General features: G+C 62.3%; 17 protein-coding genes and 1 tRNA gene. 7 read left to right on the top strand and 11 right to left on the bottom strand.

Features of this window, described 5'->3' with window-relative positions:
* Window positions 1-4: 4 nt before the first annotated feature.
* Window positions 5-778: a histidinol-phosphatase gene (gene hisN, locus ACTJKE_RS08770; protein ID WP_440691750.1), complete on the bottom strand. Its 774-nt coding sequence runs from the start codon at window positions 776-778 to the stop codon at window positions 5-7.
* 338 nt (window positions 779-1,116) lie between these two features.
* Window positions 1,117-1,998: an N-formylglutamate amidohydrolase gene (locus ACTJKE_RS08765; RefSeq protein ID WP_112996745.1), complete on the bottom strand. Its 882-nt coding sequence runs from the start codon at window positions 1,996-1,998 to the stop codon at window positions 1,117-1,119.
* 199 nt (window positions 1,999-2,197) lie between these two features.
* Here ACTJKE_RS08765 and cpdR1 point away from each other — a divergent pair, with 199 nt between their 5' ends.
* The 3 genes from cpdR1 to ACTJKE_RS08750 all read left to right on the top strand — a co-directional run bounded on the left by cpdR1 (window position 2,198) and on the right by ACTJKE_RS08750 (window position 4,182).
* A complete protein-coding gene (gene cpdR1 / locus ACTJKE_RS08760) occupies window positions 2,198-2,563 on the top strand; it encodes a response regulator CpdR1 (RefSeq protein WP_034786813.1) in 366 nt (121 codons plus the stop codon).
* 270 nt (window positions 2,564-2,833) lie between these two features.
* Window positions 2,834-2,908, top strand: a tRNA-Val gene (locus ACTJKE_RS08755).
* A 581-nt stretch (window positions 2,909-3,489) separates the two neighbouring features.
* Window positions 3,490-4,182 (top strand): alpha/beta hydrolase, encoded by a 693-nt coding sequence (locus ACTJKE_RS08750; RefSeq protein WP_440691748.1) that lies wholly within the window; start codon window positions 3,490-3,492, stop codon window positions 4,180-4,182.
* 137 nt (window positions 4,183-4,319) lie between these two features.
* Here ACTJKE_RS08750 and ACTJKE_RS08745 read toward each other — a convergent pair whose 3' ends face one another.
* The 6 genes from ACTJKE_RS08745 to ACTJKE_RS08720 form a co-directional block, all read right to left on the bottom strand.
* Window positions 4,320-5,000, bottom strand: coding sequence for a peroxiredoxin-like family protein (locus ACTJKE_RS08745; protein ID WP_058325920.1), 681 nt, complete (start codon window positions 4,998-5,000; stop codon window positions 4,320-4,322).
* A 128-nt stretch (window positions 5,001-5,128) separates the two neighbouring features.
* Window positions 5,129-8,389, bottom strand: a complete 3,261-nt coding sequence (locus ACTJKE_RS08740; RefSeq protein ID WP_440691807.1) for an adenylate/guanylate cyclase domain-containing protein — start codon at window positions 8,387-8,389, stop codon at window positions 5,129-5,131.
* A 218-nt stretch (window positions 8,390-8,607) separates the two neighbouring features.
* A complete protein-coding gene (locus tag ACTJKE_RS08735; RefSeq protein ID WP_440691746.1) occupies window positions 8,608-8,841 on the bottom strand; it encodes a hypothetical protein in 234 nt (77 codons plus the stop codon).
* Between the two features lie 57 nt (window positions 8,842-8,898).
* Entirely contained in the window at window positions 8,899-9,084 is a 186-nt protein-coding gene (locus tag ACTJKE_RS08730; protein WP_057254618.1) for a hypothetical protein, read from the bottom strand.
* An 86-nt stretch (window positions 9,085-9,170) separates the two neighbouring features.
* Window positions 9,171-10,109 (bottom strand): 4-hydroxy-tetrahydrodipicolinate synthase, encoded by a 939-nt coding sequence (dapA, locus tag ACTJKE_RS08725; RefSeq protein WP_440691744.1) that lies wholly within the window; start codon window positions 10,107-10,109, stop codon window positions 9,171-9,173.
* Window positions 10,110-10,120: 11 nt separating this feature from the next.
* Window positions 10,121-10,615 (bottom strand): hypothetical protein, encoded by a 495-nt coding sequence (locus ACTJKE_RS08720; RefSeq protein WP_440691742.1) that lies wholly within the window; start codon window positions 10,613-10,615, stop codon window positions 10,121-10,123.
* Between the two features lie 301 nt (window positions 10,616-10,916).
* Here ACTJKE_RS08720 and ilvD point away from each other — a divergent pair, with 301 nt between their 5' ends.
* Both ilvD and ACTJKE_RS08710 read left to right on the top strand, forming a co-directional pair.
* Window positions 10,917-12,755, top strand: a complete 1,839-nt coding sequence (ilvD, locus tag ACTJKE_RS08715; protein ID WP_058325924.1) for a dihydroxy-acid dehydratase — start codon at window positions 10,917-10,919, stop codon at window positions 12,753-12,755.
* A gap of 158 nt (window positions 12,756-12,913) precedes the next feature.
* Complete coding sequence (locus ACTJKE_RS08710; protein WP_057254614.1) at window positions 12,914-13,342, top strand: lipocalin-like domain-containing protein; 429 nt, start codon at window positions 12,914-12,916, stop codon at window positions 13,340-13,342.
* A gap of 20 nt (window positions 13,343-13,362) precedes the next feature.
* Here the strand turns inward: ACTJKE_RS08710 and ACTJKE_RS08705 are convergent, their stop codons facing one another.
* Window positions 13,363-13,767, bottom strand: a complete 405-nt coding sequence (locus ACTJKE_RS08705; RefSeq protein WP_057254613.1) for a GFA family protein — start codon at window positions 13,765-13,767, stop codon at window positions 13,363-13,365.
* Window positions 13,768-13,912: 145 nt separating this feature from the next.
* Window positions 13,913-14,137, bottom strand: a complete 225-nt coding sequence (locus tag ACTJKE_RS08700) for a hypothetical protein (protein WP_440691739.1) — start codon at window positions 14,135-14,137, stop codon at window positions 13,913-13,915.
* 98 nt (window positions 14,138-14,235) lie between these two features.
* Between ACTJKE_RS08700 and ACTJKE_RS08695 the strand changes: the two genes are divergently transcribed.
* Complete coding sequence (locus ACTJKE_RS08695; protein WP_093233522.1) at window positions 14,236-14,709, top strand: MarR family winged helix-turn-helix transcriptional regulator; 474 nt, start codon at window positions 14,236-14,238, stop codon at window positions 14,707-14,709.
* A gap of 113 nt (window positions 14,710-14,822) precedes the next feature.
* Here ACTJKE_RS08695 and ACTJKE_RS08690 read toward each other — a convergent pair whose 3' ends face one another.
* Window positions 14,823-15,269, bottom strand: coding sequence for a MarR family winged helix-turn-helix transcriptional regulator (locus ACTJKE_RS08690; protein ID WP_057254610.1), 447 nt, complete (start codon window positions 15,267-15,269; stop codon window positions 14,823-14,825).
* A 61-nt stretch (window positions 15,270-15,330) separates the two neighbouring features.
* On the opposite strand from ACTJKE_RS08690, the gene ACTJKE_RS08685 reads away from it, so the two are divergent.
* Complete coding sequence (locus ACTJKE_RS08685) at window positions 15,331-16,059, top strand: DUF899 domain-containing protein (protein WP_440691737.1); 729 nt, start codon at window positions 15,331-15,333, stop codon at window positions 16,057-16,059.
* Window positions 16,060-16,135 lie beyond the last annotated feature (76 nt).

Raw genomic sequence — 16,135 nt, 5'->3', positions numbered from 1 at the left:
GGCCTCAGCCTTTGAGGATTTCCAGCGCCTGAGCATGCAGTTCGGCGCTGCCGGCAGCGATGACTTCACCACCCATTTCCGCCGGTCCACCCTGCCAATTGGTGATGATGCCGCCAGCCTGCTCGATCAGCGGAATGAGGCCGCCGACATCGTAAGGCTTCAGTCCACATTCGACCACCAGGTCGATGTGGCCGGCGGCCAGCAGCGCGAAGGCGTAGCAATCGCAGCCGTATCGGAAGAGCCGGACCTTGCTCTGCAGCGCCTCGTAGCGGGTCTTGAACGCGCCCGTGTAGAGGTGCGGCGATGTGGTGAACAGCACCGCATCCGAAAGCGAATTGCAGGCACGTGTCGAAAGCACCTTTTCGCCACCGGGACCCCGGTAGGTCGCCTTCTCACCATCGGCGAAATAGCGCTCGCCGGTGAACGGCTGATCCATCAGGCCCATGACCGCCTCGCCATTGCGATAGAGGCCGATCAGCGTACCCCAGACCGGCAGGCCGGAAATGAAGGCGCGCGTGCCGTCGATCGGGTCGATGACCCAGACATATTCGCGGTCGAGCCCGACATTGCCATGCTCTTCGCCAAGGATGCCATGCTCCGGAAAATGCTTCTCGATCAGCGAACGGATCGCCGCTTCCGCCGACTGGTCCGCCTCCGTTACCGGATCAAAGCCGCCTTCGATCTTGTTGACCACGCTGGTGCCGATCCGGAATCGTGGCAGGGTCTCTGCCTTGGCAGCTTCGGCAAGGCGATCGAAGAAGGCGCGGTCGGGCAGCATGGCTCTCTCTCAGGGAAGCATGGAGGAAGGAAGGTTCGTCCTGCATAGACGAATTTTACCGAAAGGCAAACGAACTGATGCGATGGCAGGGGCGACCAAATCACCTGTGTTTTCAGATTTCTAGCTTTCAATCGGTTCAGATACCGCTTTCGCCTAAAAAACGTTTGATGCACTGCAAAAGTTCTCACTGCTTCAACTTGACATTTGTGCAGTGCAATATTAAGGTTTGGGTACAGTCACCTGTGACTGTAAATACCCTCCTTGGGTGTTTCCTCCCTAGACTTGACCGCGCCGTTGGCGCGGTTTTTTTTGAAGCTCCACGACAGAAAATCCTAAAGTCACTCCGCTGCGAGCGGGAGGTAGGCGCCGTAGTCTTCGACATGGCGGGCAAGCGACGCGACGAAGGTCGTGAGATCTGCGACCAGCGCGCCGAAGCCGGGCTTGCGCACCAGCGTCGTCTCATCGACATAGAGCGCCCGGTTGATCTCGATCTGCAGCGCATGCAGCCCGCGTGTCGGGCGACCGTAATGCTCGGTGATGAAACCGCCGGCATAGGGCTTGTTGCGCACGACGCTATAGCCGAGCTGCTGCAACAGATCGACGGCGGCGCGCGACAGTTCACCCGCGGCACTGGTGCCGTAGCGGTCGCCGATGATGAAGTCGGGACGCTGGGCGCTGCCGGGTAGATGCACGTTCCCGGGCATCGAGTGGCAATCGATCAGCACCGACAGGCCGAACTGCACATGCGTGCGCGCGATCAGCTTGCGCAGGGTGGCATGGTAGGGCTTGTAGATCGTCTCGATCCGCGTCAGCGCGTCTTCCACTGGGAAACGTCCACGATAGATCTCCATGTTCTCGGCGACCAGCCGCGGTATAGTGCCGAGGCCGCCTGCGACACGCATCGAGCTGATGTTGGCATGCGGCGGCAACGGGCCGTCGAACATGCGCGGGTCAAGCTCATAGGGCTCACGGTTGACGTCGAGGAAGGCGCGCGGGAAATGCGCCAGCAGCATCGGCGCTCCGAGAAAAGTCGCGTTCTGGAACAGCTCATCGACATAGTGGTCTTCGGACCGGCGAATCGAAACAGCGTCGAGCCGCGACTGATCGAGAAAGCGCTGGGGATAGGACCGGCCGCTATGCGGTGAATTGAACACAAAGGGAATGCGCTGGATCGGAGGTTCCAGGACCTCAAACAGTTCCCTCTCCGCAATTTCCCCCATCTGAACCCTTTTTTACCATATGCGGTTCTTACAATTGTCATCATGTTGCCAGTTGGTCCGCTCTGTGTCCATAGTGACCAATCACAGCTACCGGGGAATTGACGTCCCGCGTTCACGAGATATTTACCGCGTTGGGGTTTGGATAAAACGCCGCAATCTACGCGCAATAAACTGAAAAAAGAGAAGCACGGCCGAATTCATGACTGCGAAAATCCTTCTTGCCGAAGACGACAACGATATGCGCCGGTTCCTGGTCAAGGCGCTCGAAAAGGCCGGCTACAAGGTCATGTCCTACGACAACGGCGCCAGCGCCTATGACCGGCTTCGCGAGGAGCCCTTCTCGCTTCTCCTCACCGACATCGTCATGCCCGAGATGGACGGCATCGAGCTGGCGCGTCGCGCGACCGAACTCGATCCGGACCTCAAGGTCATGTTCATCACCGGCTTTGCCGCCGTTGCACTCAATCCCGACTCCAAGGCGCCGAAGGATGCCAAGGTGCTTTCGAAGCCCTTCCACCTCCGCGACCTCGTCGACGAGGTCAACAAGATGCTGGCCGCGGCTTAAGCGACGAGTTTTCCACAGTCGCTGCCGCTTCGGCACACTGTGGCGACAAGCCAAGACGATTTCCGATCGACCGCCGCGATCCACAAGGATCTCCGGCGGTCTTTTCGTTTCAAGGCCTTAGCAGGAATCCCGCAAATCCGGGCCCTCGCCAGGCCGCCGCGACCGACCCCCGGATGGGAAAAAACATGCCTTCGAAATTTCTGTCAAAAAACCTTCGAAAACCCTATTGACGCGACAACGGGTTTTGTGGTCTATGCGCCGACATCGGATGGGCGTGTAGCTCAGCGGGAGAGCACTACGTTGACATCGTAGGGGTCACAAGTTCGATCCTTGTCACGCCCACCATTCGAATTCAAAAGGCCTTTCGAGAAATCGAGAGGCCTTTTTCGTTTCCCCCATTTCTTCCTAGCTGCGGCAGACGAACGGCACGCTCGCAGCGGCCTTTATCGAAACGCTGTGCGCCACGTTGCCCACAGCTGGCGCTGGGACTTTGGTCCGACAGGGGCCGGCAAAGGTCCGGGGCGCATTGTCGAATCGGCTTCACGATGACTTGATGCCGAAGCGCCCGGAAGCACAGCCCGCCTCCTGGGCGCAACCGGTCCCAGAGCGATGCCCCGTAGCCCCAATACCGCTGCTCTGGGACCCCGTCTTCTCCTCATCCTGTCGCCATCGCCTGCTATCGCGACCACCCGGCCTCCGGGGACGCGCAGGGTTGGTCTTCCGTCACGAAAGTTTATGGTTTGCATCATGGAAGACACGCCTTCTCGCCCTAATTTCCGTCTTCGATCTCAACGCTTTGCCAAGCGCCAAGCGCAGGGCAAAGCAAGCCACCAAACAGACGAAGGGCGACATTCCTCGCACACCTCACCAGGGGCGAGTGTGATGCCGAACCGAGCACCTCTCCATTCAAGCGAAAGGAACGGACAATGCCTGCCGTCAAGAACATCCTGCTCGTACACGGCGCCTGGGGCGATGCTTCCCATTGGCGTCACGTGATCCCGCCACTCCACGCCAAGGGCTACAGGATCGCCGCAGTGCAGAACCCACTGACCTCGCTTGCCGACGACATCGAGCGCACGCGCAAACTGGCGGAATCGCTTGATGGCCCGACCCTGCTTGTCGGCCACTCCTATGGCGGCGCGGTGATCAGCGGCGCCGGCCATGTACCCAATGTCGTTGGCCTCGTCTATGTCGCGGCCTTCGCGCCGGATGAGGGCGACAGCCTCGGCAGCATTTTTGCGCGGCGCGACCCACCCTCCGGTGCTGCCAGTATCCGCCCCGACAAGGATGGCTTCCTCTGGTTGGCGCAAGACACCTTCCGCCAGAGCTTCGGCCAGGATTTGAACGAGACCGACGCGCTGGTCATGGCGGTGACGCAGAAGCCGATTGCCGGGCGTTGCTTTGAAGACGAGGCCGGCCCCCCGGCCTGGAAGGAAAAGCCGAGCTGGTACCAGGTATCGCGCCACGACAACATGATCCCGCCGGAAACCGAACAGTGGATGGCTGAACGCATCAAGGCAAAGAAGATCATCACCCTCGACGCCAGCCACGCCTCGCTTGCATCGCATCCAAAGGAGATCGTCGCGCTGATCGACGAGGCGATCGCTTCACTCGGCTAAAGTATGTCGCGCAAAAGTGCGCAGCGGTTTTGCGATAACATCGCGACGAAAAACCCCGTCGATCACCGGACCGACGGGGCCTTGTTCCAGGATCACCGCCAACCGCCGTCGACGGCCAACCATCCAAAGTCGACGCCTTAATGCACCATGGCGGAGGCGGCGGACATCAATTCGTCGCGACGCGGGGCTCCGAACATGTTCTGGCCGCCGTCCGGTACTTCCGTGAAACTCCAGCGCACAACGCCATCACGATCGAGCAGGAACTCGCCGACGAGTTGCCCGGCCCCGGTCGCCATCATCCGTTCGTCGGCCTCGGTGATCTGGTAGCCTTCCGCCTTGTCGAGATAGGCCATGGCTGCGATCGGGTCCATCGGTTCCGGCAATTCGCCCGGCATATTCACCTTCATCGCCATGATCGTCTTCTGGGCGATCTTGTACGGCCAGGCGTCCTCGTCCTCGGTGAATTCGAGGTTGGGCAGCCCGAACGCCCGATGCGAGACCCGTTCGGGATCGGCGGCGGCCAGCAAATTCGGCACAGGATGATAACGGAAATAGAGGCGCGCTCGATCGATCGGCGTATTGACCACCGTCAGGCTCTCGATGCCCCGCTCCCGCAAGGCGCCGTCGAGTTGCGCCATGGCGGCGATCTGCCGTCTGCAGAACGGACAATGCAGGCCGCGGAACAGGCCGACCAGGACCGGTTTGCGGCCGCGAAAATCATCAAGGGCGATCTGACCTTCCTGCGTGATTGCGTCGAGCACCACATTCGGCGCCCGATCCCCCGGCTGCAACGGCCGTCCACTCAGCGGCTCAACCATGTTTCATCTCCTCATCCCGGCCGGAACGCTCCTGGTACGCCTTGTGGCAAGGCAGGCGCTTTTTCTCCGGCAAACTGTGCGCAGCAATCAAAACGTGGACGCCGCGCCCCAGGCGACGATCGGAAATATCAGTCGAGAAACGGCAAAATCATCAACGCCTCGGGATCGAGACCATGTTGCGCACATATGTCTCTCGCCAAGGCGAAGTACCTTTCCGCTGCATCGAGATCGCCGGCGTCCAGGCAAAGCGTCGCCAAGCCATCATAACACGGAAACAGGAGCTGCGCCTCTTGCGTTTCTCCGCAAAGGTCGAGCGCCTCCTGATAAAGGCCGCGGGCGACATCTGCCCGGCCATGACACTGATGGATCTGGCCGAGCACCAGCAGCGACACCGGCAAGTGGTCGCGCTGGTCGAGTTCCCGGTCAATCGCAATCGCGCGCTCGGCTGCCGGCACGCCGTCCGGCGCACAGCGATCGGTGAAGGTGCAATAGGCGACGGCAAGGTTGGCGAGCAGGCGCGCCTGAAAACCGAGGTCGCCGATACGCCTTGCCATGTCGAAACCGCAGCGGCAAACCTCAATCGCACGTCTCGGATCGGTGACCGCGTAGAACACCGCCAGATTGGTATAGCCGCGGCAGGCGGCATTCAACAGGTTCGCGCCTTCCGCCGCCGCGACGCTTCGCTCGACGATACCGATCGCTTCGGCGCTGCGGCCAAGGCGGGCAAGCGTCACGGCCTTGGTGTTCAGCGCTTCGGCCGTGACCCGCATCGCCTCCCGCTCAGTCTCTGGGGTCTCCGGCGTATATGCCGCAATGCGATCCAGGGCGTCGTCCGCCGCCTTGAGGGCGCCGGCATAGTCTCCCATGCGGAAGGCGAGGTGGCCGCATTCCTGTGAAAGATGCGCACCTTCAATCGGCGCGCTCACGCCTTCGAGCAGCTCGGCGGCTGCAGCGAAGGAAGCCAACGCCTCGTCACGCCGCCCGGTTTCCCAGAGATGATGGCCGAATTTGCGCCGGATTCGTGCCGCGGCAATCCGGTCGTCCATGGCGCTGTAAATCTCCAATAGTGCGCCGTAGTGCTGAACCGCCGCCTCACGCTGGCCGGTCGGGCCCAGGAGATCGGCGACGCGTTCGCGTGCGGCAAGCCATTCGGGCCCCTGTTCGCCGCTGGCCGCCAGTGCCGCCATCGCCTGTTCATAAAGCCGGATGGCATCATCATTGGCATAGAGCGCCCGCGCCCGGTCTCCAGCCGCGACCAGGTAACGTGCGCCCTTGGCCTTCTGTTCGGAGAGGCCGAAATGGTGGCCGAGCAGCGCCATTTCCTCGGGCCGGTCGGTATCCTCGCCGAACCGGCGCTCCAGCACCTTGCCGATCAATGCATGCCCGTCCGTGCGCCGACTGAGCAGCAGATTGTTGTAGACCACCTCCTGCAGCAACGTCTGGGTAAACCGATAGGTCTGCGTGCCCAGGAACCCGCCGCCGTCCCTGGCTTCTTCGATGATCTCCGCATCGCAGAGCAGATCAAGAACCGTATCCACCGGCGTCCGCCCCGAAACCGCTTGCAGCAGATCCGCATCGAAGCGCGGCCCGATCATCGCAGCGTGGTGCAGCATTCGGCGGGCGTCCGGCGGCAGCCGATCGACGCGGCCGAGCAGTATCGCCTCGATGGTCACCGGAATGTCGGCGGCCGCTTCGCGCTCCACCACCCGCCAGGTCGAGCCGACCCGCTGCACGGCGGATACATCGATCAGGCCGCGCACGATTTCCTCGATGAACAGGGGATTGCCCCCGGCCCGTGCCAAGATGCGCTCGGCGAGCGCCTGAGGCAGCCCATCCCTACCGAAGAATGCCGCAAGCAGCCGACGCCTGTCGGCTTCCGAAAGCGGTGCGAGGCGCAACGCCGTCAAGTTTGTATGGCCGGGCTTCAGCTGATCGGCATCGGCGTCGGGCCGCTGGGTGGTCAGCAGCATCAACGGGCTGCCTTCCGTCCGCTCGAGGACGAAGGATATGGCCTCGAGCGAGGCAGCGTCGGCCCAGTGCAAATCCTCGATCACGAGCAGTAAGGGCGTTCGTGACAGGCGTCGTTCAAAAATCGCCCTCACCCCTGCGAAAAGCTGCCGGCGCATCTGTTCCGGCTCCACATGGCGCAACAGCTCATCCTGGGAACCCAAGCCCAGGATCCGCAGAAACAGCGGTACGAGCTGTTCGAGCTTGTCTTGCGCAAATCCGATCTCGGCCAGTCCCGCGGCGAGTAGCTCTGTCGTCCGCTGCAGGCTGTCGCTCATCGAAATCCCGTAGGCACCGCGCAGCACCGCCGCGAGAACGCCATAGGACGGTTCTCCGAGTGACGAACTGCCGGCACGACGAACGACGACGTTCGAGAAGCGCGGATCCGCGGCCACCCGTTCGAGGAATTCTTTGACCAGCCGCGACTTCCCGAGCCCTGCCTCACCCGTCAGGCGCACCAGCTGCGCCGTCCCGCCGCAGGCAAGCTCGAGGCAATCAATGAGGCGCTTCATCTCCGCCTCACGTCCGATCAGCGGCGCACCGAGCCCCAGCGCTTCGAGACCACGTGCCGTGCGTGGTGCCTCCAGAGACTGCGTCAGCCTGTAGACCTCGACGCTTTCCGCTTTGCCGCGCAACGTCGTCGCGCCAAGCGCCTCGTAGGCAAAGGCGTGGCAGGTCAACCGATAGGTCACCGGCCCGACGAGGATCTCCCCAGGCCCTGCCAGCGTTTGCAGCCGCTGCGCCGTGTTGACTGCGTCGCCGGTCACCGAATAGGCCTTGCCGTCGCCAGCGCCCAAACGCCCGGCCACGACCGTTCCGGTGTTGAGCCCGATATGGAGGTTCAGTGGCTCGCCGATCCGCCGCTGCCAGCGTTCGCCGACCCGCCTTGCCCGACCGACCATGTCGAGCGCGGCACGAAGCGCTCTCTCGGAGTCGTCCTCGTGCGCCACCGGCGCGCCGAAAAGGGCCAGCAACGCGTCGCCGATGAATTTGTCGACGAAGCCACCGAAAGCCTCGACCGCCTCGGTCAGTTCTTCGAAGAGTTCGTTCTGGAAAGCCCTGAGGACTTCCGGATCCACCTGCTCGCTGAGACCAGTAAAGCCGCAGAGGTCGGCAAAGAGAATGGTGGCTGTGCGGCGGTCGGCGCCCGCCTCCTCTCCGCCAGAAGGTCGCGCCCGAGGCGTCTGTGCCGTCGCAGGTGGCGAAACCGTCGGCTTTATTGGTGCCGGGCTTCCAAGCCGGGTGCCGCAGGTGGGACAAAAGGAGAAGTGTGGCGGGCAGAGTGCGCCGCAACCGGGACACGGGCTATGCTGCTTGGCACCGCAATTCGGGCAAAACGCAAACCCGCCTTGGATCTCGCAACCGCACTCGTGGCAGTTCATCGACGACGAACCTTCGAACGAACCAGGCTGGCACGGCGAATGCGGAGCCAGCCGGGACATGATGGCTTCGAAAGAATGGACCCGCGTCACCTGCTTTGCAAGCAACAGCAACAATCTCGATGGGAGACCGCGAATGCGGCCTCCTCCAGGGCCTCCCGACGGTTTCCCGATCGAACAGTCCGGCAATGGTTCGTCGGCAATGTCGGCCTCAAGCGCTGTCAGGAGTGGGCACGGCGCGGCTTCGGTGGACGGGAAAACGTATCGAGATCGATGGCTGCACCTTCCGGCGCGCGGCACACCTCCTCCGGATGCCGATCGCTGGCCTCGACGGCGAAGTGGATCGCCGCCGTCTCGTTGGTGAAGAGGCCGCCAACGACGCCCTTGCGGTCGGAAACGACCCACCAGCCGTGCCTATCGCGGCCAACGACGAAACGTGCGCGCGCGAAAACCACGCCGAATCTGCTGCGTACTGCCCATGATGGAATGATCCTCGTTGATCGGAAAAAGGCTTAACCGGCAATCCACGGAATGGCGGCCTGGATGCCATAGGCAAGGCCGAGAACGATACCGAGGCGGACGCCGATGCCGAGAAAGGCGTCGCGAACCGCGCTGTCGTTATCGTGGCGGTTCTCGATGTTGCCCTGGGCGCGTCGGCGCTGTTCGGCTTGAGCGGCAAGATGCGGCAAGCGTGACATGATCTGTCTCCTTTTTGGCATAAGGTCCCGCGCGCCGAGCTCAACGAATGAGGGGATGCTGGCAGGACGGGAATTGTTGAGGGAACTCAGCTCGCGAGCGCGATGCGGACGGCGCGGCCGATATGGGTGGAGGACGGAAGTTCGGTGAGCGGCTCGAGTGCCGCACGAATCTCGGCTGCCGTTTCCGCCGCAACCGGCGTCAATGGCAAGCGCAGTTCGGGGCTGAGGGCGCGCGCCAGGTGCAGCGCATATTTGATCGGTCCCGGATTGGCCTCGCGCTCCAGCGCCACCAGCAACGGCCTTATCCGTTCATGGATGGCAAGCGCCGCCCCTGCGTTGCCGGTCGTGATTGCCTGATGCATCGCCACCACCAGCCGCGGAACGACATTGGACGCCACCGATATGGTGCCGTGTCCGCCGCAAAGATTGAACGCCAGCGCCGTCTGGTCATGGCCGGAAAACGGACGAAGGCGGTTCTTGAGCGCAGCCGACATCGAAAGAAGCCGGCCGATGTCGCCGGTCGCATCCTTGATGCCGACGATGCCGGGAAGCTCCGCCAGCCGCTCAAGCGTTCGCGGTGTCAGATCGACGCCGGTGCGGGCGGGCACGTTGTAGAGGATGACAGGCAAATCGACAGCCCTGGTGACCGCCTCGAAGTGCCGATAGAGCCCCTCCTGCGACGGCTTGCTGTAATAGGGCGCGACAATGAGCACCGCATCGGCACCGAGCGCCTTGGCTTCCGCCGTCAGCTCGATCGTCGTCTCGGTACTGTTGGTGCCGGTTCCGGCGATAACGGGGATCTTCCGCTCGGCGACCTCGACGCAGCGCTCGATCACCATTGTCCGCTCGGTACGCGACAGCGTCGGCGCCTCGCCGGTGGTACCGCAAGCGACGATGCCGGAGATGCCGTGGCGTATCTGCCATTCGACCAGCGACATCAGACCGACGACATCGACCTTGCCGTCGCGAAACGGTGTGACGAGCGCCGTGATCGCCCCGTCGAGGCGCAGCGAGTGCATGTTCATGGAAATATCCTTCAGGTGGGAAACTGGCCGCGGTCGGTAGCCGCGATGGCAAGCTGATAGCCGCGGCAGGAGCACAGGAAGGCGCCGAGGATCGCGGCGGCCAGATCGGCATGCCGCGCCTTGAACGTGAGCCGGCCCGCACCTGGCGGCTGATAGCGCAGCGCACAGGTCCAAAGCTCGAGTTCGTGGCTGAGAGTTCTGAGACAGAGCTTTGCCTCAGTCGTCGACGTCAGGTGGATGACCGCATCGACCAGGGCATCGGCCGCCATCAGATCGCGGAACCGAGGCGACGGCCACTCGTCCACGGCGAGACCGGGCAGTTCCCGGATCACGCGGACAGCCTCCCAGACATGGTGCTCACGCAGGCGGCGAACCGCGCTCAGCCGCAGCAGCAGCACATCCAGGGGATCTGCATTCGCCTCGACAGTAACGGGCCGCTGGCGCAAACCCGTATCGGGCAGAAGGCTCCGGACATGATGACGCAAGCTGAAATCGTGAAGAGACATGGAACTCATCCGTATTCGATGAGGGAAACCTAGCTCCATCAGGCGTCCGGATTCGATTCCGACTTCGGGCACCCGGCATAAGATTTCCGTAAAGCCTCCCGATTGATGCTGTCCAAGGCATTCATGCGCGGCTAGATTGACACTCGAAGGGACAGAAAACCCCGCGAAATGCAGGCGCGCGGCGTCGAAATAATCTGACGCAAAAGATGACGTGCACGCAATTTTGCGCTAGGTAGCCCCTTCTGTGGCGATAAGGATCGCCATATTTCGCGCAATGCCCTGTCCGTGAAGGAACATGCCCATGCCTGCCTATCGCTCACGTACCACCACCCATGGCCGTAACATGGCCGGTGCCCGCGGCCTCTGGCGCGCGACGGGCATGAAGGACAGCGATTTTGGCAAGCCGATTATTGCAGTGGTGAACTCATTCACCCAGTTCGTGCCGGGCCACGTGCACCTCAAGGATCTCGGCCAGCTCGTCGCCCGCGAGATCGAGGCGGCCGGCGGCGTCGCCAAGGAATTCAACACCATCGCCGTCGACGACGGCATCGCCATGGGCCATGACGGCATGCTCTATTCGCTGCCGTCGCGCGAGATCATCGCCGACTCGGTCGAGTACATGGTCAATGCCCACTGCGCCGACGCCATGGTCTGCATCTCGAACTGCGACAAGATCACGCCCGGCATGCTGATGGCGGCGCTCCGCCTCAATATCCCCGCCGTCTTCGTCTCCGGCGGCCCGATGGAAGCCGGCAAGGTCGTGCTGCACGGCAAGACGCATGCGCTCGATCTGGTCGACGCCATGGTCGCAGCCGCCGACGACAATGTTTCCGACGAGGACGTCAAGGTCATCGAGCGCTCCGCCTGCCCGACCTGCGGTTCCTGCTCCGGCATGTTCACCGCCAATTCGATGAACTGTCTGACCGAGGCCCTCGGCCTGTCGCTGCCCGGCAACGGCTCGACGCTCGCGACCCACGCCGACCGCAAGCGCCTCTTCGTCGAGGCCGGCCATCTGGTCGTCGATATTGCCCGCCGCTACTACGAGCAGGAGGACGAAAGCGTCCTGCCGCGCAACGTCGCCTCCAAGCAGGCTTTCGAAAACGCCATGGCGCTCGACATCGCCATGGGCGGTTCGACCAACACCGTGCTGCACATTCTCGCCGCCGCCCATGAGGGTGAAGTCGATTTCACCATGGCCGACATCGACCGGCTGTCGCGCAAGGTTCCGTGCCTGTCAAAGGTGGCGCCTGCGAAAAGCGACGTGCACATGGAAGACGTGCACCGCGCCGGCGGTATCATGTCGATCCTCGGCGAACTCGAGAAAGGCGGCCTCATCAACCGCGATTGCCCGACCGTCCACAGCGCCACGATCGGCGACGCCATCGACCGATGGGACATCACTCGCACATCGAGCGAAACGGTGCGCAACTTCTTCCGCGCGGCGCCGGGCGGCATCCCGACGCAAGTTGCCTTCAGCCAGGAGGCGCGCTGGGACGAGCTCGACACCGACCGCGAAAAGGGCGTCATCCGCTCGGTCGAACACCCCTTCTCCAAGGACGGCGGCCTCGCTGTGCTTAAGGGCAACATCGCCATCGACGGCTGCATCGTGAAGACCGCCGGCGTCGACGAGAGCATCCTGAAGTTCTCCGGCCCGGCCCGCGTGTTCGAAAGCCAGGATGCATCGGTCAAGGCGATCCTCGGCAACGAGATCAAGGCCGGCGACGTGGTCGTCATCCGCTATGAAGGCCCGAAGGGCGGCCCGGGCATGCAGGAAATGCTCTATCCGACGAGCTACCTGAAGTCGAAGGGACTCGGCAAAGCTTGCGCGCTGATCACCGACGGCCGCTTCTCCGGCGGCACCTCCGGCCTCTCGATCGGCCACGTTTCTCCAGAAGCGGCCAATGGCGGCACGATCGGTCTCGTGCGCGAAGGCGACATGATCGACATCGACATCCCGAACCGCACGATCAGCCTGCGCGTCGACGAGGCGGAGCTTGCGAGCCGCCGCGCCGAACAGGACGCCAAGGGCTGGAAGCCGGCCGAACAGCGCAAGCGCAAGGTGACGACGGCGCTCAAGGCCTATGCCGCATTCGCCACCTCGGCCGACCGCGGAGCAGTGCGCGACCTCGGCGACCGCTGAGACGAAAAAAACAGAGACAGTCCGAAGGCTCCCGATGTTCGGGGGCCTTTTTTCTTTGGCCGGATGTCAGGCTCTGGCCCGTTCCGCACCGCTGCCTTCTTTGCCCGGCCGCGTGCATCTGTTATTTTAGGCTACCCTAAGATTAAAACAGGTGGGTCATGGCGAACGCATCCGAATTGCTCGGCACCTGGAAGATGCTCTCCTGGAAACGCAAGGTTGTCGCCACCGGCGAAACCAGCGATGCCATGGGCGCCGATCCTATCGGCTACCTCTCCTACTATCCCGATGGCCGCGTCAGCGCCGTCGTGGTGAGGCGTGATCGCCCCGCATTGAAAGGCGCCGTACCGACGAGCGACGAAAAGGCGGCGCTGTTCGACTCGATGCTCGCCTATGCCGGATCCTACAGGCTTGAGGATGGCCGGGTCATCCACCAGCTGGATGCGAGCTGGAACCCGGCCTGGGGCATGTCCGATCTGATCCGCCCGTTCTACGTGGAAGGCGACAGGCTGGTGATCTACGGCGCACCAGCCATCGACCCCCGGACTGGCGAAGAGGTCACATACAATCTCGAGTTTCGTCGAATGTGACCAGCCGCCATTGCCAGACGTCAGAGATGGCGCGTTTCGGCCGGCGCATGGAACCAGTTGTTGTTGCGTCCGTCCATATATTGCACCGGCGCGTCGGCGAGCACCGCCGGATCGAGATCGTCGAGGCAGGCGACGTTGACCGAATAATAGGCACCGCCGATCTCCTCGATGTAGCCGTGGCCGAAGGCCGCGACGCCACAGATCTTGCAGAAACGGTGATGCACGCTGTTGCTGCTAAACTGGTAGTCGGCGATGTTGGCTTCGTCACACTGCAAGCGGAAACCGTCGGGCTTTACGATTGCCCCCCAATAGCGCCGCTTCCAGCAGATCGAGCAATTGCACTTGCCGGTGCCGGCATCGAGGTCGACATCGGCCTCATAGCGGATATTTCCGCAATGGCAGCTTCCCTTATAGGTCAGTTTCATAACCGTCACTCCTGCTTTCCGGGCCCAGGCAGACCCCACTTTGCCGCCCACCAATTTGACAACACGCTGTCAGATGAAGCTTATACAATGCATTTGCCACATTGACAATATGCTGTCAACTGAAAGCAATTGCTCGGTGCGCCCGTCAGAGATGGCGAACCTCGACAGGTCTTTCATCCCATCGGTCGTTTCGGCCATCCAGATAATCCACCGACACCTCGGCGAGGATGGACGGATCGACATCATCCAAGCTGGTGCCATTGATACAGAAGGAGAAATTGCACTTGGTCGTCCCGGCATCGAGATCGAAAGTCGCCTCGTATCGCACCTTGCCGCAGTGGCAGCTGCCTTTGTAAGTCCTCTTCGCCATGCTCTCCTCTCCCTTGCTGAAAGGACTTGCTGAAACCAATTCATCATGACAATATGATGTCATACAAAGGTTTCCACACAACGGGTGGCACTGTCAACATGAAAGACCCTGAACGCACGCACGCCGGCGACGCCTTTGCGGAATTTGCGATAGCCGCGTTGCGGCTTGCCGGTCCGCTGACGCAGGCCGGCGACGCACTCGCCAAGCCTTCCGGACAGACGAGCGCCCGCTGGCAGGTACTGGCAGCAGCAAACCACGCCCCCATGTCGGTCGCCGATGCCGCGCGCGCCCTCGGCCTCGCGCGCCAGGGCGTGCAGCGCATCGCCGACCTGTTGGAAGCGGAAGGCCTGATCGCCTACAGAGACAATCCGACCCACCAAAGGGCAAAACTCATGGTCCTGACGGCGGCCGGCGAAACGGCGCTGCACGAAATCAAAGAGCGGCAGGCGGCTTGGGCCGACAGGCTCGGTGCCGAATTGGGTGAAAGACGCCTGCGACAGGCCTCGGCCTTGATGGCGGAGATCATCGAAGTCCTCAAGGAACGATCCTCACCGGAAGATCCCGCCCCCTAGAGCATCCCGCTCTCAAGTGGAATCACTGGAGGCGGAAAGATGCTCTAGATTCAAAGTGCTAGAGCGTCCTTTGTGCGTTCACTTGAACGCACGGCGCTCTAAGCAACCGCCGTTCAAGCCAGTGTCAGGAGATCCGCGCGCAGGCGGTCCGGTCCACCTTCGCCAAGCACCGGATCGAGCGCCTCATGCAATGCCTTCCAGATGGGTATGGCACGCGCCAGCAGCGCTGCGCCCTCCTGCGTCAGCCGCAGCCGCCGCGACCTTCGGTCCTCCGGATCGGGAAAGCTCTCGATCAGGCCGCGCCGTTCCAAGGGCTTCAGCGCCGCAGTCAGCGTCGTCCGGTCCATGGCGAGCAGCGACGCAACCGATCCCATGTTCGGAGGCGCAGGACGATTGAGCGACATCAGCAGGGAGAACTGCCCATTGGTGATATCGAGGGACCGCAGCGCCTCATCGAACCGGCGGGCTATGGCACGCGCGGCACGCTGCACATGCAGGCAGAGGCAGGTATCCTTCACATGCAGGGTGGTCTCGAACGGAATTAAAGGCATCTTTGACATGGCTGATTAATGTTGATATCAACGTAATTAGTCAAGTGCAACGTTGGAAGGAGGAACGGGCATGAGACAGGACCACGCAGTCGTATCGCCTCAGGAGTGGTTGGAAGCGCGCAAAACTCTGCTCGCGCTGGAAAAGGAACACACCCACGCACGCGACAAGGTCAATGCCGCCCGGCTGGCTCTGCCCTGGGTGAAGATGGAAAAGACCTACGTTTTCGACACGGTGACCGGACGCAAGTCGCTGTCCGAACTGTTCGACGGTCGCAGTCAGCTCATTGTCTACCATTTCATGTTCGGCCCCACCTGGGAGGCCGGCTGCCCCGGCTGCTCCTTCCTGGTCGACCACTTCGCCGGCATGCTGCCACACCTCAACCACCACGACGTGACGCTGATCGCCGCATCGAATGCGCCGCTGGCGAAGATCGAAGCCTACAGGAAGCGCATGGATTGGCACTTCCCCTGGGTCTCTGCGGAGGGCAACGGCTTCAACCATGATTACCACGTCGCCTTTTCTCCTGACGAACTGGCAAGCGGCAAGGTCGCCTACAATTTCACCGAGATCGAAAGCGCCAACGCGCATGAGGAACTGCCAGGACTGAGCGCCTTCCAGAAAGGCGAGGACGGCGCGATCTATCACACCTATTCGTCCTATGCCCGCGGTCTTGAGGAACTGGTCGGCACGCTGATGCTGCTCGACCGCGCGCCGAAGGGCCGCAACGAAGACCACACCATGAGCTTCGTCCGCCGCCACGACGAGTACGAAAAGGTGCGCGGGCGCAAGGCAGGCTGATCCTCCTCGTCCTTCGCGGGCGGAACCTTTCGCCTGCGAAATCGTTTCCAGAACGCTCGCGTGCCGGGCCGATGAC

The sequence above is a fragment of the Ensifer sp. 22521 genome (assembly GCF_052044795.1).
Lineage (GTDB): Bacteria > Pseudomonadota > Alphaproteobacteria > Rhizobiales > Rhizobiaceae > Ensifer.
This window is presented reverse-complemented; position numbering and strand designations above follow the sequence as displayed.

Coding starts and splice junctions, on each gene's coding strand:
- ACTJKE_RS08720 (WP_440691742.1), bottom strand. CDS start 10,615: ATGTCTCTTCACGATTTCAGCTTGCGTCATCATGTCCGGAGCCTTCTG.
- ACTJKE_RS08690 (WP_057254610.1), bottom strand. CDS start 15,269: ATGTCAAAGATGCCTTTAATTCCGTTCGAGACCACCCTGCATGTGAAG.
- ACTJKE_RS08685 (WP_440691737.1), top strand. CDS start 15,331: ATGAGACAGGACCACGCAGTCGTATCGCCTCAGGAGTGGTTGGAAGCG.
- ilvD (WP_058325924.1), top strand. CDS start 10,917: ATGCCTGCCTATCGCTCACGTACCACCACCCATGGCCGTAACATGGCC.
- ACTJKE_RS08695 (WP_093233522.1), top strand. CDS start 14,236: ATGAAAGACCCTGAACGCACGCACGCCGGCGACGCCTTTGCGGAATTT.
- dapA (WP_440691744.1), bottom strand. CDS start 10,109: ATGAACATGCACTCGCTGCGCCTCGACGGGGCGATCACGGCGCTCGTC.
- hisN (WP_440691750.1), bottom strand. CDS start 778: ATGCTGCCCGACCGCGCCTTCTTCGATCGCCTTGCCGAAGCTGCCAAG.
- ACTJKE_RS08705 (WP_057254613.1), bottom strand. CDS start 13,767: ATGAAACTGACCTATAAGGGAAGCTGCCATTGCGGAAATATCCGCTAT.
- cpdR1 (WP_034786813.1), top strand. CDS start 2,198: ATGACTGCGAAAATCCTTCTTGCCGAAGACGACAACGATATGCGCCGG.
- ACTJKE_RS08740 (WP_440691807.1), bottom strand. CDS start 8,389: ATGAACTGCCACGAGTGCGGTTGCGAGATCCAAGGCGGGTTTGCGTTT.
- ACTJKE_RS08765 (WP_112996745.1), bottom strand. CDS start 1,998: ATGGGGGAAATTGCGGAGAGGGAACTGTTTGAGGTCCTGGAACCTCCG.
- ACTJKE_RS08745 (WP_058325920.1), bottom strand. CDS start 5,000: ATGGTTGAGCCGCTGAGTGGACGGCCGTTGCAGCCGGGGGATCGGGCG.
- ACTJKE_RS08750 (WP_440691748.1), top strand. CDS start 3,490: ATGCCTGCCGTCAAGAACATCCTGCTCGTACACGGCGCCTGGGGCGAT.
- ACTJKE_RS08730 (WP_057254618.1), bottom strand. CDS start 9,084: ATGTCACGCTTGCCGCATCTTGCCGCTCAAGCCGAACAGCGCCGACGC.
- ACTJKE_RS08710 (WP_057254614.1), top strand. CDS start 12,914: ATGGCGAACGCATCCGAATTGCTCGGCACCTGGAAGATGCTCTCCTGG.
- ACTJKE_RS08700 (WP_440691739.1), bottom strand. CDS start 14,137: ATGGCGAAGAGGACTTACAAAGGCAGCTGCCACTGCGGCAAGGTGCGA.